General features: G+C 47.9%; 20 protein-coding genes. 15 read left to right on the top strand and 5 right to left on the bottom strand.

The window, feature by feature from the left end; genetic code table 11:
* Positions 1 to 16 precede the first annotated feature (16 nt).
* Positions 17 to 697, top strand: a complete 681-nt coding sequence (locus HZU75_RS02965) for a Bax inhibitor-1/YccA family protein (protein ID WP_180307716.1) — start codon at positions 17 to 19, stop codon at positions 695 to 697.
* Positions 698 to 957: 260 nt separating this feature from the next.
* Here HZU75_RS02965 and clpB read toward each other — a convergent pair whose 3' ends face one another.
* Both clpB and HZU75_RS02955 read right to left on the bottom strand, forming a co-directional pair.
* Complete coding sequence (gene clpB, locus HZU75_RS02960) at positions 958 to 3,543, bottom strand: ATP-dependent chaperone ClpB (RefSeq protein WP_180307715.1); 2,586 nt, start codon at positions 3,541 to 3,543, stop codon at positions 958 to 960.
* A 182-nt stretch (positions 3,544 to 3,725) separates the two neighbouring features.
* Entirely contained in the window at positions 3,726 to 4,379 is a 654-nt protein-coding gene (locus HZU75_RS02955) for a YiaD family glycine zipper/OmpA-like lipoprotein (protein WP_180307714.1), read from the bottom strand.
* A 391-nt stretch (positions 4,380 to 4,770) separates the two neighbouring features.
* On the opposite strand from HZU75_RS02955, the gene HZU75_RS02950 reads away from it, so the two are divergent.
* The 5 genes from HZU75_RS02950 (at position 4,771) to HZU75_RS02930 (ending at position 9,156) form a co-directional block, all read left to right on the top strand.
* Complete coding sequence (locus HZU75_RS02950) at positions 4,771 to 6,150, top strand: UDP-glucose dehydrogenase family protein (RefSeq protein ID WP_180307713.1); 1,380 nt, start codon at positions 4,771 to 4,773, stop codon at positions 6,148 to 6,150.
* Between the two features lie 93 nt (positions 6,151 to 6,243).
* The gene (locus tag HZU75_RS02945) at positions 6,244 to 7,077 is read left to right on the top strand and encodes a lytic transglycosylase domain-containing protein (RefSeq protein WP_180307712.1); all 834 of its coding nucleotides are present in this window, start codon (positions 6,244 to 6,246) and stop codon (positions 7,075 to 7,077) included.
* 53 nt (positions 7,078 to 7,130) lie between these two features.
* Positions 7,131 to 8,273, top strand: a complete 1,143-nt coding sequence (gene earP, locus HZU75_RS02940; protein ID WP_180307711.1) for an elongation factor P maturation arginine rhamnosyltransferase EarP — start codon at positions 7,131 to 7,133, stop codon at positions 8,271 to 8,273.
* A gap of 67 nt (positions 8,274 to 8,340) precedes the next feature.
* The gene (locus tag HZU75_RS02935) at positions 8,341 to 8,907 is read left to right on the top strand and encodes an elongation factor P (RefSeq protein WP_180308709.1); all 567 of its coding nucleotides are present in this window, start codon (positions 8,341 to 8,343) and stop codon (positions 8,905 to 8,907) included.
* Between the two features lie 9 nt (positions 8,908 to 8,916).
* Positions 8,917 to 9,156 (top strand): hypothetical protein, encoded by a 240-nt coding sequence (locus HZU75_RS02930; protein WP_180305656.1) that lies wholly within the window; start codon positions 8,917 to 8,919, stop codon positions 9,154 to 9,156.
* A gap of 6 nt (positions 9,157 to 9,162) precedes the next feature.
* On the opposite strand, the gene HZU75_RS02925 is transcribed toward HZU75_RS02930, so the two are convergent.
* The 3 genes from HZU75_RS02925 to HZU75_RS02915 form a co-directional block, all read right to left on the bottom strand.
* Positions 9,163 to 10,275 (bottom strand): response regulator, encoded by a 1,113-nt coding sequence (locus tag HZU75_RS02925; protein WP_180307710.1) that lies wholly within the window; start codon positions 10,273 to 10,275, stop codon positions 9,163 to 9,165.
* A 254-nt stretch (positions 10,276 to 10,529) separates the two neighbouring features.
* Positions 10,530 to 11,261: a YebC/PmpR family DNA-binding transcriptional regulator gene (locus HZU75_RS02920; protein WP_180307709.1), complete on the bottom strand. Its 732-nt coding sequence runs from the start codon at positions 11,259 to 11,261 to the stop codon at positions 10,530 to 10,532.
* A 125-nt stretch (positions 11,262 to 11,386) separates the two neighbouring features.
* Complete coding sequence (locus tag HZU75_RS02915) at positions 11,387 to 12,043, bottom strand: glutathione S-transferase N-terminal domain-containing protein (RefSeq protein ID WP_180307708.1); 657 nt, start codon at positions 12,041 to 12,043, stop codon at positions 11,387 to 11,389.
* Positions 12,044 to 12,229: 186 nt separating this feature from the next.
* On the opposite strand from HZU75_RS02915, the gene HZU75_RS02910 reads away from it, so the two are divergent.
* The 9 genes from HZU75_RS02910 to fliE all read left to right on the top strand — a co-directional run bounded on the left by HZU75_RS02910 (position 12,230) and on the right by fliE (position 22,394).
* Positions 12,230 to 12,595, top strand: coding sequence for a response regulator (locus HZU75_RS02910; protein ID WP_180307707.1), 366 nt, complete (start codon positions 12,230 to 12,232; stop codon positions 12,593 to 12,595).
* Positions 12,596 to 12,616: 21 nt separating this feature from the next.
* Positions 12,617 to 14,695: a chemotaxis protein CheW gene (locus tag HZU75_RS02905; protein ID WP_180307706.1), complete on the top strand. Its 2,079-nt coding sequence runs from the start codon at positions 12,617 to 12,619 to the stop codon at positions 14,693 to 14,695.
* A gap of 9 nt (positions 14,696 to 14,704) precedes the next feature.
* A complete protein-coding gene (locus tag HZU75_RS02900) occupies positions 14,705 to 15,184 on the top strand; it encodes a chemotaxis protein CheW (protein WP_180307705.1) in 480 nt (159 codons plus the stop codon).
* A gap of 10 nt (positions 15,185 to 15,194) precedes the next feature.
* Positions 15,195 to 17,957: a methyl-accepting chemotaxis protein gene (locus HZU75_RS17700; RefSeq protein ID WP_373279630.1), complete on the top strand. Its 2,763-nt coding sequence runs from the start codon at positions 15,195 to 15,197 to the stop codon at positions 17,955 to 17,957.
* A 135-nt stretch (positions 17,958 to 18,092) separates the two neighbouring features.
* The gene (locus HZU75_RS02885) at positions 18,093 to 18,941 is read left to right on the top strand and encodes a CheR family methyltransferase (RefSeq protein WP_180307704.1); all 849 of its coding nucleotides are present in this window, start codon (positions 18,093 to 18,095) and stop codon (positions 18,939 to 18,941) included.
* Entirely contained in the window at positions 18,941 to 19,555 is a 615-nt protein-coding gene (cheD, locus tag HZU75_RS02880) for a chemoreceptor glutamine deamidase CheD (RefSeq protein WP_180307703.1), read from the top strand. The genes HZU75_RS02885 and cheD overlap by 1 nt, the downstream gene beginning before the upstream one ends.
* A gap of 27 nt (positions 19,556 to 19,582) precedes the next feature.
* Positions 19,583 to 20,662: a protein-glutamate methylesterase/protein-glutamine glutaminase gene (locus HZU75_RS02875; RefSeq protein ID WP_180307702.1), complete on the top strand. Its 1,080-nt coding sequence runs from the start codon at positions 19,583 to 19,585 to the stop codon at positions 20,660 to 20,662.
* Between the two features lie 9 nt (positions 20,663 to 20,671).
* Complete coding sequence (locus tag HZU75_RS02870) at positions 20,672 to 21,997, top strand: sigma-54-dependent transcriptional regulator (RefSeq protein WP_180307701.1); 1,326 nt, start codon at positions 20,672 to 20,674, stop codon at positions 21,995 to 21,997.
* A 73-nt stretch (positions 21,998 to 22,070) separates the two neighbouring features.
* Positions 22,071 to 22,394, top strand: coding sequence for a flagellar hook-basal body complex protein FliE (gene fliE / locus HZU75_RS02865; protein WP_180307700.1), 324 nt, complete (start codon positions 22,071 to 22,073; stop codon positions 22,392 to 22,394).
* The last annotated feature ends 13 nt before the right edge of the window (positions 22,395 to 22,407 follow it).

The following is a 22,407-nucleotide window of genomic DNA, read 5'->3' as shown; positions in this document are numbered from 1 at the left end:
CTAGGAGAGTCTGATCATGCAATACAATCCTGCTGCTTACGGGAGCACGGCATTATCTGCTGAACGCAACCGTGTTATGCGCAATACTTATTTCCTGTTGGCGCTGTCGATGCTGCCAACTGCGGCTGGTGCCATTTTGGGCATTTCGCTGAAATTTGCCATGAGCCCGATGATGGGCTTTATCGTCTTTATGGCGGTGAGCTTTGGCGCATTTTATGCGATTGAGAAAACCAAAGAGTCGGGCGCTGGTGTAGCGATTTTGCTGGCGTGGACTGGCTTTATGGGGCTGTGGCTGAGCCAGATCCTGCAAGTAGCACTGAAATTCAGTAATGGTGCTGAGCTGATTGGTGTGGCCGCTGTGGGTACTGCTGCTATTTTCTTTACGCTGGCAACGATTGCAACGGTAAGCAAGAAAGATTTTTCTTTCATGGGTAAATTCTTGATGATCGGTTTGGTGGTGATTTTGTTGGCTGCTGTGGCCAATATTTTCTTTGCCATCCCAGCGTTGTCATTAACAATTTCAGCCGTAGCAGTGTTGTTGTTCTCAGGTTTTATCCTGTATGACGTTAGCCGTATCGTGAATGGTGGCGAGACCAATTACATTTCAGCTACGCTCAGTTTATATCTGAACATCTATAACTTGTTCACTAGCTTGCTTAATTTGTTGATGGCATTCTCAGGTAATAGCCGCGATTAATTTGTAACTGCCTTAGTCAAGAACCGCATCTTAGGATGCGGTTTTTTTATGGGTATTGCGTTCTATTCATTTATCGATAAGGTTTGGCAGGTCATACCATGCCAAGTATTCTGTTTTTTGGGTCTCGGCCTTCACTACATCTTTTCTGCACAGGGCCAGATTAAGTTCATGGAAAATTGCCGTGCTAAGCAAGGCAATTGTGCTGAACCTGCATTTCAGTTGGGTATAAAAAAGCCCCCGAATGCGGGGGCTTTGGTTTGTCAGGCTTTGCTCAACTGCATGACGCCATCTTTCGCGTCAATCCGTATCGTATCCTTAGCGGCAAAATCACCAGCCAGAATCCGTTTGGCCAACACGTTTTCCAGCTCGCTTTGGATCGCACGTTTTAGCGGTCGCGCACCATAAACCGGATCAAAGCCCGCTTCGGCAATGAGATCGAGCGCGGCATCGGTAATGTCGACGCCGATTTCCATTTGCGCCAAGCGGCCGATCAGTTTTTCCAGCTGGATCTTGGCGATATTGCGAATATGCTGCTGCGCCAAGGCGTGGAACACCACGACTTCGTCGATCCGGTTGACAAACTCCGGCCGGAAATGGGTTTTGACTTCAGCCATCACCGCCAGTTTAATCACTTGATAATCCGAATCGGCCAAGCGCTGGATGTGATCGCTGCCGAGGTTAGACGTCATCACCACGACGGTGTTTCTGAAATCAACCGTGCGACCCTGACCATCGGTCAGGCGACCGTCGTCAAGCACTTGCAACAGGATATTAAACACATCCGGATGCGCTTTTTCGACTTCATCGAGCAAGATAACGCTGTACGGTTTGCGACGAACCAGCTCGGTCAGATAACCGCCTTCCTCGTAGCCGACATAGCCCGGAGGTGCGCCGATCAGGCGTGCCACCGAGTGTTTTTCCATAAACTCGCTCATATCGACGCGAATCATGTGCTCTTCTGAGTCGAACAGATAATTCGCCAGCGTTTTGCATAGCTCGGTTTTACCCACGCCCGTTGGCCCCAAAAATAGGAACGAGCCATACGGACGATTCGGGTCGCCCAGCCCGGCGCGTGAGCGGCGGATTGCGTCCGAAACCAACCGCACCGCTTCGTCTTGGCCGACGACGCGCTCGTGCAGCACGTCTTCCATGTGCAGCAGTTTTTCACGCTCGCCTTGCAGCATTTTGCTGACCGGAATGCCAGTGGCGCGGCTGACGACTTCGGCGATTTCCTCTGCGCCCACTTGGGTGCGCAGCAGTTTATTCGCGTTCGATGCGCTGCTGCTTTCGGATGACTCGGCCGCTTTGAGCTTGGCTTCCAGCGCAGGGAGTTCACCGTACTGTAACTCCGAGACTTTCTGCCATTCGCCTGCACGTTTGAGGCTTTCCATTTGGTTTTTCAGCTTTTCGATTTCTTCACGAATCGCTTGGCTACCGAGTACGCTGGCTTTTTCTGCTTTCCAGATTTCTTCCAGATCCGAATATTCTTTGTCGAGCTTGGCGATTTCTTCCTCGATCAGACCGAGACGCTTTTTACTCGCTTCGTCTTTTTCGCGTTTCACCGCTTCGCGCTCGATTTTGAGCTGAATAATCCGGCGATCGAGCTTGTCCATCACCTCCGGTTTGGAGTCGATTTCCATTTTGATTTTGGCTGCCGCTTCGTCGATCAAATCGATCGCTTTATCAGGCAGGAATCGATCCGTAATGTAGCGGTGCGACAACTCAGCAGCAGCAACAATCGCCGGGTCGGTAATATCGACGCCATGATGGATTTCGTATTTTTCCTGCAAACCACGCAAGATCGCAATCGTGTCTTCAACGCTCGGCTCGCCGACCAGCACTTTCTGGAAACGGCGCTCGAGCGCAGCGTCTTTTTCGATGTATTTGCGATATTCATCGAGCGTCGTCGCGCCGATGCAATGCAATTCGCCGCGCGCCAAAGCGGGTTTGAGCATATTGCCCGCGTCCATTGCGCCTTCGGCTTTGCCCGCGCCAACCAGCGTGTGCAGCTCGTCGATAAAGACAATATTATTGCCTTCATCTTTGGCGAGTTCATTCAGAACAGCTTTCAGGCGTTCTTCAAACTCCCCCCGGTATTTGGCACCAGCCAGCAGCGCAGCTAGGTCCAGAGACAATACCTTCTTGTGTTTTAATGATTCGGGCACTTCACCATTGATGATCCGTTGCGCGAGGCCTTCGACAATCGCGGTTTTACCGACGCCGGGTTCGCCAATCAGCACCGGGTTATTTTTGGTGCGGCGTTGCAAAACCTGAATCGCACGGCGGATTTCGTCGTCGCGACCGATGACTGGGTCGAGCTTGCCAGCTCGGGCGCGCTCGGTCAGATCAAGGCAATATTTGCTCAGCGCTTCGCGCTGTTGCTCGGCATCGGCGCTATTAACGTTTTCGCCGCCACGCACGGCTTCAATTGCTGCTGCGACAGCTTCTTTTTTACCGCCGTTTTCTTTGAGTAAACGGCTGGTTTCGCCTTTATCTTCAAACAGCGCCAACAAGAATAAATCGCTGGAAATAAATTGATCGCCGCGCTGCATGGCCGCTTTATCAACTTGATTAAGCACTCGCCCTAAGTCTTTACCAATGGTAATGTCGCCATCACCACCGCTGACTTTTGGTAACCGTTGTACGGCACTTTCCAAGGTGGTTTTCAGCGGGTTTACATTGACGCCAGCACGTGCCAGTAATGCAGCAGCGCCTGAATCGTTATCGTTGAGTAGCGCCAGCAGTAAATGCTGTGGCTCGATATAAGGATTGTCGCCAGCAATAGCTAAACTTTGTGCATCAGCCAGCGCTTGTTGAAACTTGGTTGTTAATTTATCGATACGCATCTTCATGCTCCTACAAATGGGTTGATTAATTTCTAAATGGACGCACCCGGGAAAAATTCAAGGATGAGTTGCGAGCTCATAGAGAAAGGACTGATGGGCCATTTGTGCAGCGCACTAAGCGTGTTTTAGATGTAAAAACAGCCCGTAGCACGGGCTGTCTGGACTAACGGTTTGCGATGGAATTATTGCTGCTGGGCAGGCTCGGCAACGAAAATCTCTACCCGGCGATTCTGTGCTTTACCGGCTGTGGTGCTGTTATCCGCCACGGGCTCACGTGAGCCACGGCCTTCGATACTCATTCGGTTGCCTGCCACATTACGGCCAATTAAATATGACTGTACTGCTGCTGCGCGGTTAACCGACAGCGGCTCATTGATCGCATCGGTGCCCGTACTGTCTGTGTGACCCACAATGCGCACTTGGGTCACGGTATTTTGATTCAGTGTCTGACCGAGTTTATCTAACACCGGACGCATATTTGGTTTGATGGTGGCTTTGCCGGTATCAAATGAGAAATCGCTAGGCACTTCCAATTTCAATTCATTGTTTGGCGTTTTGCTTACTTCAATACCGGTGCCTTTGGCGGCTTCTTCCATTTCTTTGCGTTGTTTTTCCATGTGCGAAGACCAGGCATAACCACCAATCGCACCAATTGCTGCGCCAATCGCCGCATCGCGACCAGTGTGGCTGCCTTTTGATGCTTTACTAATCACTGCACCGGCAGCTGCGCCGCCAAGAGCGCCGAGCATGGCGCCTTGTTGCTCAGGTGTTAAGTTGGCGCAACCTGAAACACTCAGACTAATGGCCACCAGGGTAGGGATGATCAGTTTTTTCATTTTGCGTAGTCCTGTTGAATTGATGTGCGTATCAGAACATATTGACATGACATATTCTGTAACAAATTGCCGATAAAAACGTGAGCTTTTTCACATCTAAGCTTAAGTTTCGAGCCTTAGCTAGGTGTTTGGCTTCACTAAAATATAAGGCTTGTAGGATGAATATTTGCTTAACGCGAATATCACCTCAAGTGGTGATGAGCCCAATTTGAATCCTAACTAACTCATAATCTAGGTGTACCGAGCTTGTCATTTGGATGTAGCTCAAAAGCTTAATTTAAGCTGAAGTATTTGAAAATCAAGCAGTTTGTCATCGTATTTTCCTCTAATCGTCGCAAAACCGTCATCCGATTCCAGTAGAAATACCGCATACCTTAGCGGAGAGCTGCAAATGCGAATTACGGTGATTGGTTCTGGGTATGTGGGCTTAGTAACTGGGGCCTGTTTGGCTGAATATGGTAATCAAGTGGTCTGCCTTGATCTGGACGCTGAGAAGGTGGCTCAGCTGCAGCAAGGCAATGTGCATATTTACGAACCGGGTTTGGAAGAGCTAATCCGTCGCAATATGCAAGCTGGGCGGCTGCATTTCACTGCAGATATTGGCGCATCGGTTGCACACGGTACCATCCAGTTTATTGCGGTGGGTACTCCGGCAGACGAAGATGGCTCTGCCGATTTACAGTATGTTTTGGCCGCTGCAAGCAATATTGGTAGGTATTTGAATGAATACAAAGTGATCGTCAATAAATCGACAGTGCCGGTCGGTACCGCCGATTTGGTCAAGCAAGCTGTGCAAGCTCAGCTGGATTTACGCCAACAGCGCAGTAGTTTTAGCGTGGTGTCGAATCCCGAATTTTTAAAAGAGGGCGCTGCGGTTGATGATTTCATGCGCCCCGATCGAATTGTGATTGGTACTGAAGATGAAACTGCAAAAGATTTAATGCAGGCCATTTATGCGCCGCTGGTGCGTAACCACGATCGTATTCTGAGCATGGATTTGCGCTCGGCAGAACTAACGAAGTACGCGGCCAATGCAATGCTTGCAACGCGGATTTCATTTATGAATGAATTAGCCAATCTATCCGAAGTATTGGGCGCGGATATTGAATTAGTGCGCAAAGGCATCGGTTCGGACCCCAGGATCGGCTATCACTTTTTATATCCCGGTGTCGGTTATGGCGGCTCCTGCTTTCCTAAGGACGTGCAGGCGTTGCAGCAAACGGCCATGCAATTTGGTGAGCCATTGAAAATTCTGCAAGCAGTGCATGATGTCAATCGACTGCAAAAGAATATCTTGCTCAATAAAATCATGGCGCATTTTGGCTCGGATTTACGCGGCCTGCATTTTGCGGTGTGGGGCTTAGCGTTTAAGCCTGACACCGATGATTTGCGCGAAGCGCCAAGTCTGGTGCTGATTGAAGGCTTACTGGCCTGCGGTGCTACGGTTGCTGCGCATGATCCGGTGGCAAATGATAAAGCCGCGCAGTATTTTGCCGGTCGGGCAGGGCTGCAGTTTACAGAATTACCAATGCAGGCGCTGGAGCAGGCTAATGCTTTGGTGATTGTGACCGAGTGGAAGGCTTTTCGTAGCCCTGATTTTGCTAGCATCAAGAAGAGCTTGCGTTCCGCTATTATCTTTGATGGTCGCAATCTGTATGAGCCGAAGCGGATGAAAGCTGAAGAAATTAGCTACTACCCGATTGGGCGCGAGCAAATCTTGCCGCATAGCTCACCGGCTTTGGTGGTGCAGAGCACCGCAGTAGCATATTGAAATCATGGCCAGCAAAATGCCTTTGGTCTTTTCGGCCTGACAAGAGCGGTGAAGTGGCATAGGCTAAAATCTCTGACAAAGTGATGGTAGCTTATGTCGCTGATCTTTCGCTATTTTTGGCAGTTTTTCTGGGCTTTTCCTTGTTTGGCTTGGGCCAATAATGCGCAGTTTTTTGCCCGTGCTGACCTAGAGTCAAGCGATCCTTGGCAAGCCGCTGCGTATTATTGTGTGCAAGCGAGGCAAGGTAATATTGAAGCCCAGTATCGCTTAGGTGTGCTTTACGCATTCGGCTTGGGTGTACCTGAAAATCGGCCCGCAGCGGCTAGCTTATTTTCTATCGCCGCCGAGCAAGGGCATCATCAGGCGCAGGATATGCTCGATACGATTCGAATTAGCCAAAACCAATTACCTGCCTGTGTACTGAGTGCGGTTTTGCCGGAAAAAGCGCCGGTTGTAGCGGGATCAATTTTGCGTATTACCTTTAAGGGTGAACAACAACGCACCGCACGGATTATTACCCAGATCGCGCGCTGGCATGGTGTGGACCCCAATTTTGCCTTGAGTATTGCGGTGGTGGAGTCACGGCTGCAAACCTTTGCGGTCTCGCCCAAGTCGGCGATGGGCGTGATGCAATTAATTCCAGATACGGCCGCGCGCTTTAATGTGCAAGATGCTTTTAATGTCAGCCAGAATGTGAAAGGTGGCGTGCGCTATTTACGATTATTACTAGATCGCTATCAAGGCAGAATTGATCTGGTTTCTGCCGCTTACAACGCAGGTGAAGGCGCGGTCGATAAATACCGTGGCATTCCTCCCTATCGCGAAACCCAGCAATACGTTAGCAAAATTCAAAAGCTCTATCCCGCGCCGATTCATTTACCGGATGTTGAACGCTTTAGCCAGATGGGGAGCAAACACTGGCAATAAAGACGCGCAAAACTGCTACACTCGCCGCCAAAATTAATTGTGAGACGGCCACGATGCAGCAGCAAACTTGGGCGATTTTTTGCCGAGTCGTTGATAACTACGGCGATATTGGCGTGTGCTGGCGCTTAGCGCGGCAATTGGCCAATGAATTTGTGCTAGATGTCACCCTGTGGGTCGATGATCTAGCCAGCTTTGCCCAAATTCGCCCAGATATCAATCCACAACTAGCCTCGCAATCACTTGAAGGCGTCACTGTGCGGCACTGGACGCCTGACTTTCCCCACGCAGAAGCCGCGGCCGATGTGGTGATTGAAGCGTTCGCCTGCGAGATTCCTGTCGCTTATCTGGCGCAAATGCAGGCCCGCAGCAGCTCGCCGGTTTGGATTAATCTTGAATATCTTAGTGCTGAAGACTGGGTGGAGGGCTGTCACGGCCTGCCGTCCCCGCAAGCTGGCCTACAAAAATACTTTTTCTTTCCCGGCTTTACTACCGGCACTGGCGGGCTGTTTAGCGAGCGACAGCAGCGTGAGCTGCAATTGGGCTGGGGTGACGAGCAGGGTGCAGCGTTTATACGCCAACTGATTCCGCCGCTCGCCACTCGTCGGAGCGATCAATTATTAATCTCGCTGTTTGCCTATGAGCCAGAGTGCCTGCAAACTTGGCTCTCGTTACTGGCTCAACAAGCCACGCTAGTCCATCTGGTTGTACCACGGGGGAGGGTATTGCTCGCAATGAATTTAGATCATTGCTCTCTATGGCAATGCATTAATGGGGTATATCAGCAAGGCTCACTGCGGGTTTACCCGATACCGATGTTGTCGCAAGACGATTACGATCGCCTCTTACTTAGTTGCGACATTAATTTTGTCCGTGGTGAAGATTCATTCTTGCGTGCGCAATGGGCCGCGCAGCCCTTTGTATGGCATATTTACCCGCAGCAAGAAGATGCGCATTTGGAGAAATTAGCCGCTTTTTTAAACCGCTATCTGGCTGATGCGCCCGCTGACGTGGTGGCGGCAATTGTGCCGATGATGCAGGTCTGGAATCAGGGAGGAGCGCTCGCGCCCGCTTGGCAAGCGCTGCTATCCAACCGCGAGGTGCTGGCTAAGCATGCTCGGCAGTGGCGGGAAAAATTGATTGAACTGGGTGATCTCGCGACTAATCTGGTCAGATTCGTCAATTCCAAGGTAAAATAGCGGGATTTTTCTATTTTTAAACATCGATTTTCTATAAATCGATCAATTTCAGGTAATCGCAATGGCAATCAAAACCGCACACGAAGTACGCGCTGGTAACGTAATCTTGGTTGACGGCCAACCTTTGGTCGTTCAAAAAACCGAGTTCTCAAAATCTGGCCGTAACGCTTCGGTTGTTAAAGTAAAATCAAAGGGCCTGTTGTCAGGCTCTGGCTCTGAAGTGGTTTACAAATCAGACGACAAACTCGAAGTGGTGGTGTTGGATCGTTTGGCTTGTACTTACAGCTACTTCGCTGACCCAATGTACGTATTCATGGACGAAGAGTTCAACCAATACGAAGTTGAAGCTGACAACTTGGGCGATACACTCGGCCTGATCGTTGATGGCATGGAAGACAAATGTGAAGTAACTTTCTACGACGGCAAAGCGATCTCTGTTGAATTGCCAACAGTTGTAGTGCGTGAAGTTGAATACACTGAGCCAGCAGTTCGTGGCGACACTTCAGGCAAAGTAATGAAACCAGCTAAATTGGTTGGTTCTGATCTGAATATCCAAGTAGCGGCATTTATCGACATCGGCGACAAAATCGAGATCGATACCCGTACTCTGGAATTCAAAAAACGCGCTAACTAAGCTTCGCCCGTGAAAAAAGCCACCGAACTCGGTGGCTTTTTTTATGTCTATCCCCATCTAATAGGTTGTGGCCAAGGTTGTGGCCAGCAAATCAGCTCGGGAGTAATAATGAAACTATTCGGTGGTTTTAGTTTAGGTACCGTGATTGCGGTCGCTTTGTCTTGGAGCGCTAATCATTCCATTTTATGGGCGATTATTCATGGTTTTTGCAGTTGGTTGTATGTGATTTATTATGCCTTGTTCAAATAGCCAGACTTAATCTAATTGTGTTTTAAGTGTTTTGACAATTTGCGTGAGCTTATCTTGTAGCGCGGCATCTTCATCATAGGTAGCGGACATGGCGTTCCATGTTTCGCGGACGATATTAATTAAATTGTCTTCCTGTTGATCGGTGAGCCCCAGTGCGTTAAACGATTGTTCTAACTGCATCATGGAGTCCCCAAATAGGATGGCTCGCTTTTGCTTGCTAAGCCGTTGCTGCTCATCAATATCAATCAGTGCAGTGGCTAGATTCGTTTGAAACCCGCTAATCACATTGTTGGCGCGAATGGCCGCAACATGGGATTCAGCTGATTCGGCCAAAATCGCCAGATGGTCACGTAGGCGTCCACAGCGTTCGAGATCATCCACTGGCATATTGTTAACGAGTAGTTTGATTGCAGGAAAATTGACCGACAGGCGAGTTTTAAACTGCACAACACGTTCCATATCGGCCATTTTTTGGATTACGGCGCACTCCACATCGCTGGCCGCGCCTTTATGACTGAGCGTGGCAACACTATTGCCAACCAGCACTTCAGCAACGCCAGTAAGATCAAATTGTTTAAGTGCCGTTAGCAATTCCACCGCTAATTGATGCGCCGATTGGCAGTGTGTGAATTTCTGAATAGTTTGTAATACGACACCCGTTTCACCCATGCTGTTCATGGCGGTGAAGGCGGTAGAGGTAGCAAATTGAATTTGTGATTTTAGTTGTTCACGCTCATGGCGTAGCTGCAGCATACGGGCAATACGCGTTAGGAGTAGTTTGGGGTTGATGGGTTTGGTAATAAAACCCTGACCACCGACGTCATAAACATTCAGCAGTTCATCCATGTTTTCGACCGCAGACATCAGCATCACTGGTGTATCGGCCAATTCAAAATCATCGGCAATGCTTTTGCATAAGCTGAAACCATCCAATTTGGGCATTTGCACATCAGCGATGACCGCCGCGGGTAGAGATTGGCGAGCGATTGCTAAGCCTTCTTCACCATCCGCAGCTTCCACAATCTGGTAGTGGCTATCGAGTACACGCCGGATTAATTTGCGAATTAGCGCATCATCATCTACGACCAGAATGCTTGGTTTTTCCGCGGTTTCATCCATCACATGCGCTCCTGTGGCGGACGTATTGACTAGCCGCTCACGCTGAGAGTTAACTTGCAGTAGCTTTGCTTCAATCTAGCAAGCAAATGCTGTTCAGGATAGAAATATCGGTAGTTTTTATGGAATGGATGGCTTGCTAGTGAGGGTACACCGCAGAAACATGCAGCCATGTGAGTGTTGCAGAATATCGAATAAAATCGTCGCAACATAAAAAAACCGCCCAATTGGGCGGTTTGCATTGCGATATGTCGCACTTACGCTTCTTCATCAAATACTGCAGTGGTGTAGACGTTCTGGACGTCGTCGAGCGCTTCCATCATGTCGATCAGTTTTTGCATTTTGATCGCATCTTCACCCGTTAGCTCGGTTTCGCCTTGTGGTTTCATCGTAGATTCGCCCATTTCGGCTTTAAAACCGGCTGCTTCCAGCGTCTCTTTGATCGTCACGAATTCGTATGGTGGGGTGATGACTTCGATTGAACCATCGTCATTGGTCGTTACATCATCGGCACCCGCTTCAAGCGCAGCTTCCATCAAGGCATCTTCGTCAGTGCCCGGAGCGAAAATGAGGTAGCCGCAGTGTTTAAACTGAAAGCTCACGCAGCCGTCAGTACCCATATTGCCGCCGTATTTGCTAAAGACATGACGCACATCGGCCACGGTACGGGTGCGGTTGTCGGTCAGGCAATCGACCATTACCGCTGCGCCGCCCAAGCCATAACCTTCGTAACGGGTTTCAATGTAATCAACGCCGTCGAGCGAGCCAGTGCCACGTTTGATTGCGCTTTCGATATTGTCTTTGGGCATCGATTGCGCTTTGGCTTTATCAATCGCCAGACGCAGACGCGGGTTCATTGTGATATCACCGCCACCCATTTTTGCTGCTACGGTGATTTCCTTGATCAGCTTGGTAAAAATCTGGCCGCGCTTGGCGTCCTGACGACCTTTACGATGCTGAATATTCGCCCATTTACTGTGTCCAGCCATGATGCACCTTGATTCTAATTCGTCAAAAATGGCGCTTATTCTAGCATGAGCTGCGGCGACCCAAAATATCAGCCCACACCTGAATCGATTTGACGCAATAAATGCGTGTAAATCAGTTTGATTGATCAAGTAGAACGGCCAAATGGGATACCTTCGGTGCCGGTTTGCCATGTTGGATATTTATCCATCACCGCAGTAAAGAGTTCGCCCGCGCAAAATGTTGCCAGCCAAGACTGCAATGTTGGGCTGGCTAATCTCTGAAATACACGCGGATCTACGGCTGCACATTGGCGTATAAATGGCATGATTGCCAAATCACTTAAGGTGATTTTTGATTCAAAACTTGGGGTATCGATCTCGAGCCTTTTTTCAATATTCTCTTTAAGCCAATACATGGCATGGTATTGGTGCTCTTCTGCGGCTAGCTCGGGAAACCGTTCGGGATACTTATAGCGATCCAGTAAGGGTTTAAATTGCAAATCGTGTTCAGCAATCAACTGCAGCTGGTAATCCAGATCACGTTTCAGTATCCCCATAGGGTCGTGCTGACGCAAAGCCCACAACATAATATCCAGACTCTGATCAAGTACAGCTCCCACTGGCAATACCAGCACTGGCACAGTGCCTTTGGTTGATGCGGCTAATAATTCTGCGGGTTTATCGCGCAATACAACCTCACGTAATTGCACTGAAACACCGCTTAAATATATCGCCATTCGCGCTCGAATCGCGTATGGGCAGCGTCGGAACGAATACAAGATCGGTAATGCAGTTTGGGTCATGATTTTCGGGATTTAGTTACAGTGAGAACGTTGATAAATGACACGAATTGAAAAGAATGTGTCGGTTTCGTGCATTTATCAATGGCATTGCGCAATAGTCTTGCCTATAAAAAGAATCGGCTCAAGCGCATTTTTGCGGTAATTGCGCATAGATTCAGTTCCGAAATCTTGATGACAGGGGGACGTATGGCAAAAAAAATACTGGCAGTGGATGACTCTGCTTCCATCCGGCAGATGGTGAGTTTCACTCTGCGTAGCGCAGGCTATGAGGTCGTAGAAGCGGTCGATGGTAATGCTGGCGTGACTCAGGCTAAAACAGCGCAGGTAGATCTGGTGCTTACCGATCAAAACATGCCAGGAATGGATGGCTTAACACTCATTCGCACCCTCCGTGGGTTACCGCAATATGCCACCACGCCCATTCTGATGCTGACAACCGAGTCGAGCGATGCAATGAAGCAGCAAGGTCGCGCAGTGGGTGCCACTGGGTGGTTGGTCAAACCCTTTGACCCACAAAAATTACTCGAAGTTGTCCGTAAAGTCATTGGCTAGGCACACTAGCTAGGGGGATTTATGACCATCGATATGAGTCAGTTCATCGCAGTATTCTTTGATGAAGCTGCTGAGCATCTGGCCAATATGGAATCACTGCTTCTCAAAATTGATGTGAGTGCACCCGATCCAGAAGATCTGAACGCGATTTTTCGTGCCGCCCATTCGATTAAGGGCGGTGCAGCCACCTTTGGTTTTTCTGATCTCACCGATGTCACACATGTACTAGAAAACCTGCTCGATCGGATTCGCAAGCAAGAAATTGCGCTCAAAGCCGAGATGGTCGATGCCTTTTTGCAGTCTGGTGATGTATTGCAGTCCATGCTGGGCGCGCATCGTGAAAATGGTGATGTTGATCAAAATGAAATCCAGCGCGTTACGCAGATGCTGACGCGCTTAGTGGCAGATCAAGAAGCACCAGGCCAGTCTAGCGAGCAGGTACTGACCATTGTGATCCAGGCTGGAGAAAGTTTTGATGAGCAGATGCTGCTCGATGAATTGGCTAACTTTGGCGAAGTGCAAGATTTTGAGCCTGGCGATATTCACTCTGCTTGGCGCTACCACCTGAAAACAAGCGCCTCAGAACCTCAATTATTAGACTCCATCACGTTTTTGGTGGCGCCTGAAAGATTATCAATTGAAACGATCGAGAATAGAGAGGCCGCGTTTGGGTTATTTCCTACCACGCCGGCTCCCGCATTAACTGTTGATGAAGGTTTTGGCTTTTTTGAGCCTCTGCCAAATAATCAAGTTGAAGTTAATGTGGAAGAGCAAGGTTATGGCTTCTTTGCGCCCATCACTCCCCCGACTCCAGCGTCAGAACCTAGCACTGCGCAAATCGTAGAAATTGCCCCAGTGCAGGCCGCTAGGGTGCCAAACGAGCGCAATGCAGATAAAAGCTCGGCGGACTCGTCAATTCGGGTGAGCGTCGAAAAAGTTGATCAACTACTCAATTTGGTCGGTGAGTTGGTCATTACGCAATCAATGCTGGCACAAAATGCTTTGCAGCTTGACCCAGTATTGCATGAAAAATTGCTCAGTGGTGTGGCGCAGCTTGAGCGCAACACGCGGGAATTACAAGAATCGGTGATGTCAATTCGGATGATGCCGATTTCGTTTGTATTTAATCGCTACCCCCGTTTGGTCAGAGATTTGGCAAGCAAATTAGGTAAGCAAGTTGAGCTGCGCATGATCGGTGAAAATACCGAGTTGGATAAAGGATTCATTGAAAAATTAAGCGACCCACTTACACATCTGGTACGCAATAGCTTGGATCATGGCATCGAAATGCCGGATGTACGGTTAAGCCGCAATAAACAAGCGCAAGGCACCTTGACGCTGAAGGCCTTTCATCAGGGCGGCAATATTGTAATTGAGGTGAGTGATGACGGCGCGGGTTTAAGTCGCGAGCGTATTCTGAGTAAAGCCAAAGAACGTGGTATGTCAGTCAGTGACAATATGTCAGATAACGAAGTCTGGATGCTGATTTTTGAAGCTGGCTTTTCAACTGCCGCAGAAGTCACCGATGTGTCAGGGCGTGGCGTTGGTATGGACGTTGTGCGCAAAAATATTCAAGCAATGGGTGGCCGCGTTGAGATTCAATCAATGACTGGGGTCGGCTCAACGATGAGTATTCGCTTGCCGCTGACATTGGCCATTTTAGATGGAATGTCAATTTCTGCCTCTGATGAGCTCTACATTATCCCACTCACTTTCATTATTGAATCACTGCAGCCTAAGTCGGACGAAATAAAAACACTGGCCGGGCGAGGTAATGTGATCAATGTTCGTGGCGAATATCTTCCTCTAATTGCGCTATATGACATTTTCAATTTATCAGCAAAATTAAAATCATTTGAAGATGGTCTAGTTATCATTCTTGAAGCGGAAGGCCAGAAAGTCGCATTGTTTGTTGATGATTTATTGGGCCAGCATCAGGTAGTTGTGAAAAATCTAGAAACTAATTATCGCCGCGTTAATGGCGTGGCTGGTGCAACAATTATGGGTGATGGGCATGTTGCATTTATTCTGGATGTGGCTGCGTTAGTGAAAATGGCACAGCATGTTTCTTCGTCAGATATTGCTAAATTGGCAGCGTAGGGAGGATATATGGAACAATTATTAAGCGAGGATGGGGTTAATCGGGAGCTATTAGTCTTTGCTTTAGGCAAGGAAGAATATGGAATAGATATCCTCAAGGTACAAGAAATTCGTGGCTATGATGCTGTAACGAGTATTGCAAATGCACCGAGTTTTATTAAAGGAGTTATTAATCTTCGCGGCAATATAGTTCCAATTGTTGATCTCAGGGTAAAGTTTAATATAGGTAACCCAAGCTACGACCAATTTACTGTTGTGATTATTTTGAATATTGCACAGCGTACTTTGGGTATTGTGGTGGATGGTGTTTCTGATGTAATGACTCTAAGCACCGAGCAGTTACGTAATGCGCCTGAGTTCGGTGCTGCACTTGATACCGCATATATTTTGGGTTTAGGCACCGTTGATGATCGAATGATTATTCTAGTCGATATAGAAAAACTAATGACTAGTGCGGATATGGCTTTAGTCGAAACCGCAATTGCATAAGGGGCTGAGGATGAACCAAATTTCATTCAATCGATTGTTAAGCTTAGGTATCGCTTCAATTTTGTTTTTCCTGATATTAATTGCTGGCGTGTCATTTTCTTCTGCAAATCGGACGGACTCTGAAGTTGATGGGTTAACGCAAGATCATTTACCTCACTTGGTGTTAGCGCAAAATATATTTAACGAAGTAAATACCATTGCAAGGGCTTTACGGAATGTTCAGGTTATTGGACAAGCCACACCTGAAGATTTGGCAAAGGCTAAAGAAGAATGGGAGCGGGTCAATATTTCTCGGGAAAAAATTGATAAGCTACTGGCTGAGTTAGAAGAAAAAGCCAAGGAAATTAATGATCAAGAGGCATTTGATGATCTTAAAAAAATCAGAGATAAACAGCCCGCATTTTTGCAAAGCCTCAGTGCCTACAAAACGGCTTTTGATTCGGGCGATGTAACTAAATCACGTAGCTTGCTTTTGGGCGATTTGCGAAATAACTACAACGCTTTTCGTGATCCAATATTAGCGATGGCAGAGCAAGAGCAGCATGGCGCACTGGCTGCCGCGAAAGAGATTAAATCAGTAACCACATCTTCGGAGTGGAAAATTTTAGTTACCGCACTGTGTGGCATTTCCTTGTCAATTGTGGTGGCTTTAATTCTGCTCAGACGAGTAAAGCGCCAATTAGGCGGCCAGCTTGAATGGCTACAAACAGTTGTGCAGCGTATTGCGGATGGCGATTTAAGCCAAGATATTCAGCTCAATGGTGCGCAGGAAAATAGCTTATTGGCGCAAATGCGCGGGATGCAGCTGAAATTGCGCGAAGCCGCCAAGTTGGCGGAAGAAAACGCTCGGGTGAGAACTGCTTTGGAGTCGGTAACAACCTGCGTCATGATTGCAGATGCCGACCGTAAAATCACGTATTGCAATGCTGCACAGCATAAAATGCTCCGAGATGCAGAAAACGATCTTCGGAATGAGCTGCCGCAATTTAGCGCAGATTCGGTGATTGGAACCAGCATCGATAGTTTCCATAAAAATCCAGCTCACCAGCAAAACATGTTGGCCAAACTCACTGGAACTCATAAAGCTCAGATTTCGATTGGTCGTCGCAAGTTCTCATTAACGATTAATCCAGTATTGAATCGTGAAAACCGTCATACAGGTTACGTTGTTGAATGGCTGGATCAGACCGAGATACTGGCACAAATGGAGCGTGAAAAAACACTCTCTGATGAGCGTGCGCGGATTTTGGGGGCTCTGGATTCAACTTCAACCAATGTCATGTTGGCTGATGAGAACCGCACCATTATCTATATGAACAAGGCAGTAACAGCGATGTTGACTCGTGTTGAGTCAGAGTTGCGCAAAGTCTTACCGAGTTTTAATGTTGGCAAACTGATTGGTTCAAGCATGGATGATTTCCATCGCAACCCTAATCATCAGGCTGCTATCTTGGCCAATCTAAATCAAACTTATCGCTCGCAAATTTCTGTAGCGGGGCAAACTTTTTTATTAATTGCAAATCCGGTGTTTGATGTAACTGGCAAGCGTTTGGGCTCGGTGGTGGAGTGGGTTGATAGAACCGCGGAAGTTTTGGTCGAGAATGAAGTAAACGGTATTGTAGAAGCTGCGGCCAATGGTGATTTTAGCCGCAGGATTAACCCCGCTGGTAAAGAGGGTTTCATGCTGAAGTTGGCACAAGGCATGAATCAGATGGTGGGGGCAAGTGAAGCAGCAATGTCCGATGTAGCTCGAGTACTGGGCGCATTGGCCCAAGGTGATTTAACCCAAAAAATTACGGCTGATTATCACGGTTTACTGGGTGAGCTGAAAAATGATTGTAATGCCACATCCGAAAAATTAGCTGAGATTGTGTTGGATATTCAGGATGCTGCTGGTGCTATTAATATTGCCGCACAAGAAATCGCCGCAGGTAATAGCAATCTGTCCAGTCGTACCGAGCAACAGGCTGCCAGTCTTGAGGAAACCGCCTCGAGTATGGAGGAGCTAACCAGCACGGTAAAACAGAATGCTGAAAATGCTCGTCAAGCCAATCAATTGGCGATCGGCGCCTCTGATATTGCCATTAAAGGTGGCGATGTTGTGGGGCAGGTTGTTTCCACCATGTCTGATATTAACGAATCAGCTAAAAAAATCGTCGATATTATCGCTGTGATTGACGGAATTGCTTTCCAGACCAATATCTTGGCACTGAATGCCGCAGTTGAAGCAGCGCGTGCGGGTGAGCAAGGGCGTGGCTTTGCTGTCGTTGCCTCGGAAGTGCGTAATTTAGCCCAGCGATCAGCAGGTGCGGCCAAAGAAATTAAAAACCTGATTGGGGATTCGGTCGTGAAAGTTGAGGCTGGGTCTAAATTGGTCGATCAGGCTGGTCATACCATGCAGGATGTTGTAAGCGCTGTACGCCGTGTTACCGATATTATGAGTGAGATTTCCGCTGCATCGAATGAGCAAAGTGCGGGTATTGAGCAGGTGAATCAGGCCATCACGCATATGGACGAGAATACCCAGCAAAATGCTGCCTTGGTTGAACAAGCTGCCGCCGCCGCCGAAAGCCTAGAGGAGCAAGCACACAATCTGACTCAGACCGTTGGGATATTCAAACTGGCAGGTGCTTCTCGAATGACATCAAATCTGGCTGTTCGACCTAAATTGACGGCTAGTGTTCCAAGTAAACCAGCCTCGTCTTTGGGGAAGCCCGCTAAGCGTAGTGTGCCAAACTTGGGTAATAGTGATGGAGATTGGGAGGAGTTTTGAGCGAAATGAAGTGCCCTCGCACTTGATGAGCAAAGGGGGCTCAGAATGCCCCTTTTGTTTTGGGTTGAATCGAGTGTTTCAGTGCAAGGCTCAAAGCGGATTCCATGCCATATCTAAATGTAGTGACACAACAGCATGCAAAATGATCATGAGTTTAGTTACACCAAGGCAGATTTTGCGCGAGTTGCTGAATTAATCTATCAGCGGGCGGGTATTCGCTTAAATGATAGCAAGCAGCAGATGGTGTATAGCCGTCTGGCTCGCAGATTGCGTGCGCTTCAGATAGATACCTTCTCTAGGTATCTATCCGCATTAGCGCAAAACCCAGATTCAGAAGAATGGCAGCAGTTTACGAATGCCCTGACGACCAATTTAACTTCTTTTTTTCGCGAACCGCATCATTTTGAAGCCCTAGCCCGACAAATGCAGCAAACTGATGCCAGACCTTTCCGCATCTGGTGTGCCGCAGCGTCAACGGGTGAGGAGCCTTATTCATTGGCGATGACGGCGATGGAAGCCTATCAATCAGCATGCCCAGCCGTGCAAATTATTGCGTCTGATCTTGATACGCACGTGTTAGCCACTGCAGCTCAGGGCGTATATGCACTTGATCGACTCGATAAATTGTCTTTGGAACGTAAAAAAGGTTTTTTTCTAAAAGGCGCGGGTATTAATGCAGGTAAGGTTCGAGCTAAAAAAGCCTTGCGCGAGATGATTGAGTTTAAACAAATTAATTTATTAGATAGCCGTTGGCCCCTAGATGGAAAATTTGATGCTATTTTTTGCCGCAATGTGATGATTTATTTTGATCAGGCAACACAGCGGGTTATTTTGGAAAAAATAGCCGGTTTATTGAAGCCAAATGGCACCTTGTATGTTGGGCATTCTGAGAATTTACATTTCATGTCCGACTGGTATCGCTCTGCCGGAAAAACAACTTATCAACTTACGGAGCATGCGAAAGCAGCACGAGGTAAACCATAATGTCTGCTGCTAGTTACGAAGAAGTCCTCGCGCCCACGCTGTATTTTGATAAGCATTTCTCAATTGAGGCCGCGAAAATCTTACCCGGTGAATACTATGTCACGGCCAGAGAAATGCTATTGGTAACGGTGTTAGGCTCCTGTGTGGCTGCCTGTGTGCGCGATAGTGTTAGCGGGATCGGTGGCATGAATCACTTTATGTTGCCTGATTCCCAAGAAGATATGGCATCAATTAATGGTCTGTCGACACGTTATGGAACCTATGCCATGGAGGTTTTGATTAATCAGCTGCTAAAGCAGGGTGCCAAGAAAAATAGGCTTGAAGCCAAAGTTTTTGGTGGGGGCAACGTATTGCGAGGTTTTACCGTCTCGAATGTGGGTTTAAAAAACGCAGAATTCGTAAAATCGTTTCTAGCTTTAGAGCAAATTCCAATAGTGGCCGAAGATTTACTGGATATTCATCCGCGCAAGGTTTATTTCTTTCCTGCCACAGGTCGAGTTTTAGTTAAAAAACTGAAATCGGTACATAACAACACAATTGTTGAGCGCGAAAAAATATATGGCTCACGCCTGACACATATGGATAAAGGCGGAGATATCGAGTTGTTTAGCTAGCCCAGATGATAGTAGAAGGGACAAATCATGCCAAAAATTAAAGTCATTGTGGTTGATGACTCGGCATTAATTCGCAGTGTACTCAAAGAGATTATTGATAAGGCTGGTGATATGAGTTGTGTCGCCACCGCTCCAGATCCTTTGATTGCTAGGGAGTTGATCCGGGATTTGAATCCTGATGTCATCACGCTTGATGTAGAAATGCCCAAGATGGATGGATTGGATTTTCTCGCCCGCTTGATGCGTTTGAAACCTACCCCAGTTTTAATGATTTCATCCTTGACTGAGCAAGGCTCCGAGGTAGCCCTGCGTGCATTAGAGTTAGGCGCGGTCGATTTTATCGCAAAGCCAAAAATGAATATTGCGAGTAAAATTGATGAATATACCGATGAAATTCGGGAAAAAATTCGGATGGCCGCCAAAGCAAAGGTGAAAAGTTTAATGCGAGCACCCATCGCGCCCAGTCATACTGCAGATGCTGTGTTACCTAAGGTTTCGCGGCCACTGCTCAAATCAGAAAAATTAATCATCGTCGGCGCATCGACTGGTGGTACTGAGGCATTGAAAGAGTTTTTAGTGCCTATTCCGCCTGATGCGCCTGCAATTTTGATTGCTCAGCATATGCCAGAGTCATTTACCAAATCATTTGCTAATCGGCTAGATTCACTGTGCCGAATTACAGTAAAAGAAGCTACTCATGGTGAGCGTGTTTTACCTGGGCACGCTTATATCGCCCCCGGGCATTCGCATTTAATGCTCGGTGTATCCGGAGCTAACTATATATGTGAATTATCGCAGGCAGAACCTGTGAATCGTCATCGCCCTTCCGTTGATGTGCTATTTCGCTCTGCTGCGAATGTAGCTGGGCGTAACGCTGTCGGGGTGATCTTAACTGGCATGGGGAAAGATGGTGCTGCAGGCATGTTAGAGATGCATCAAGCAGGCGCGCATAACTTTGCTCAGGATGAGGCGAGTTGCGTGGTCTTTGGCATGCCCAAGGAAGCCATTGCAATGGGGGGCGTACATGAGGTCGTGTCTCTCAAAGAAATGACACAAAGAGTATTAACTTGGATTGCCAATAATAGCAGCCGGGCATTACGTATTTAAAGGATTGGCATGGCTTTACCCGTATTGATTGTGGAAGATGATGATGATTTGCGTGAGGCGCTCATCGATACCCTTGAGCTGGATGGTTATAGTGTCGTGGTCGCCGAGGATGGGTCTTCTGCACTAAATGTGCTGGAAAATCAGCAGGTTGGTTTGGTTGTTTCTGATGTGCAGATGCAACCTATGGATGGTGAAGCTTTATTGCTGGAGATTAAAAAACGCTATCCTTGCCTACCGGTTATTTTAATGACAGCGTATGGTTTGATTGAGCAAGCCGTCAATGCCATGCATGCCGGGGCTAGTCATTATTTGCCCAAACCTTTTGAACCATCTGCCTTATTGGCACAAGTGGAACGTTACTTGCTGCCGGATTTAGGTGAGGATGATTTGGTGGCTGATTCAGTCATCATGCAGCAGTTACTGGATGTAGCACGCCGTGCCGCGATGTCCGATGCATCGATTATGTTGATGGGTGAGTCGGGGGTGGGCAAGGAAGTAATGGCACGATTTATTCACCGACATAGCGCCCGCGCCAGTAAACCATTTGTTGCTATCAATTGTGCTGCCATCCCGGAACAATTGCTTGAGTCCACCTTGTTTGGGCATGAAAAAGGGGCTTTCACAGGGGCCGCAACTCACCATATTGGGAAATTTGAACAAGCCCAGGGTGGTACGATTTTGCTTGATGAAGTAACCGAAATGCCTCTCGCTTTGCAAGCAAAATTACTGCGCGTTTTGCAGGAACGCGAGCTTGAGCGGGTCGGGGGAGTGAAGCCGATCGGTCTGGATATTCGTGTGTTGGCGACATCGAATCGAGATTTGGCGCAAGAGGTTGCAGGAGGACGTTTTCGTGAAGACTTGTTCTATCGTTTAAATGTATTTCCGCTACAGCTTCCTGCTTTGCGCGATCGAGCGCAAGATATTTTGCCATTGGCACGTAACATGCTTGCTAGGTATTCAGTAGCGCAAAAAAAACGCGCGCCTATTTTGTTAGATACAGCGCAGCATGCGCTGCTATCTCATCGTTGGCCGGGCAATATACGCGAACTTGATAATGTGATTCAGCGTGCAATGATTCTAAGCCCAGGGGATGAAATTGCCGCGGAGCATCTTTTTTTGCCGACTGGGGCGGCAAAATTTGCCGCTCCAGCTGTAGGTACTAGTGCCATTGTGAGCAATAACATCAAAGGCATGGAAAAAACCATGATTATTGATGCGTTGAAGGCGGCTGGTGGGGTGCGTAAGTTAGCAGCAGAGAAATTAGGAATGAGTGAGCGAACTTTGCGCTACAAGCTGGCGCAGTACCGCGAAGAGGACGGTAGTTTGCCAATTTAACACGACAAGGCGTAGGAAGTGCTTGCTGCTATTGGCTTGCGCCCCTACAATTTTGCAAGGAAGGTAGGTAGTCATGAGCGTGCAAGGAATTGATCAGCTGCTCGGTGAATTAAGATCAATGTCCGCATTGGCCTCTGGCCAATCGGTGAGTCAGCCAAGCGAGGTGCCCGGTGCGCCGAAATTTGCCGATGTGCTCAAAGAATCTATTGATCAAGTAAACCAAGTTCAGCAGGATGCTCAAGCAAAACAGGTCGCATTCCAATCAGGTGACCCAGATGCCAATTTGCAAGACGTGATGGTGTCTTTGCAAAAGGCCAGCTTGAGTTTTCAAACCATGGTTCAAGTTCGTAACAAGCTCGTTACTGCCTATCAGGAAGTTATGAATATGCAGGTGTAACCTGCAGCACTGA

Origin of the sequence: Chitinibacter fontanus (assembly GCF_013423785.1) — a bacterium.
In the GTDB taxonomy this organism is placed as follows: Bacteria; Pseudomonadota; Gammaproteobacteria; order Burkholderiales; family Chitinibacteraceae; genus Chitinibacter; species Chitinibacter fontanus.
This window is presented reverse-complemented; position numbering and strand designations above follow the sequence as displayed.